At 59.7% G+C, this 1,040-nt stretch carries 1 protein-coding gene; it reads right to left on the bottom strand.

Translation table 11 applies throughout. The features are described 5' to 3' along the window. Positions 1 to 1,040: VENN motif pre-toxin domain-containing protein (locus tag EOJ37_RS14280; RefSeq protein ID WP_162473716.1), on the bottom strand; the 1,040-nt coding region annotated here is incomplete at both ends.

The following is a 1,040-nucleotide window of genomic DNA, read 5'->3' as shown; positions in this document are numbered from 1 at the left end:
TTACTGCTAATATCTTTTTCAATCAGTGCGTTGATTTTTTCCTGCGCTTTTTCTTTTTCAGCCGGATCAGTCGCCTTTTGTAACGCCTGTTTCGCTAACTCAAGTTCTGTCTTTTCAGACACACTCAGGTAGTTATTCTCCACCGCGTTCTTCCCTATCTGGGCGCTTTTCGCGGCGTCGCTGCTGCTGTCGCCCAGTAGCCCTCCCGCCAGGCCGGCGGCGAGTGTGCTCAGTGAGGCGATATTCTGCTTCTCTTCCTCGGTTAATTCACTCACTTTTTTGCCCGGGTAGAGCGAGTTCATGATCGCGTTCGCCATCAACTCCGCGCTGGCGCCCGCTGCCGCTCCCGACAACCCGTTGTTGCCGCTCGCTACCGCGCTCAAGGCACCCAGTAACGCGTGAGCGATCACATTCGCCGCCATGTCGGTTTGACCATCGGCACCGGTGGTCTGGCGGTGGATCTCTTCCGCCAGGTACGGCGCCGCTGCGCCGGTCAATGCTTCCGCCAGATTGCCACCATTTAACCCGCTGATCAACGCCGAGACCGCTTGGATACCCCGTTGTACCGATCCCCCGGTGCCATACGGCGACGTTTGCAGCGCAGCGTTGTAGCGATCGCTGTACAGTGCCTTCTCGACCTCGTCAGCACTGACCGCTTGGCCGCCGTTCGCCTTGCTCAATTCCGCCTGTTTCGCCTCACGCTCTTGCGCGGTGACGTTCGCCATTTGCGCTTTCGCTTGCTGGGTAGCGGCGATTTTCCCTTCCGTTCTGGCGATGTCCGCCACCTGGCCGGTGATGTCGGTGATCAGCTTCGCACGTGCAATGCGCTGCTGCTCTTTCTCCTTGTCGAAAATCGTCTCCAGGCTGCCGTTGGCGTTGGCGGTGTCTCGGCTCAGGCCAGCACTGGCTTCGGCATTGTCGCGTACCGTCAGGGTGCCGGCGCTGATCGCCGCCTGGGTGGTGCCGTTGTCACTGTCGCTGCGGTTCATCGCCCCCAGTGCGCTGTTCGCCAGGTTGATCAGGTCATTCACCGCGTTGGC

Source organism: Serratia microhaemolytica, from assembly GCF_004011885.1.
Lineage (GTDB): Bacteria > Pseudomonadota > Gammaproteobacteria > Enterobacterales > Enterobacteriaceae > Serratia_G > Serratia_G microhaemolytica.
This window is presented reverse-complemented; position numbering and strand designations above follow the sequence as displayed.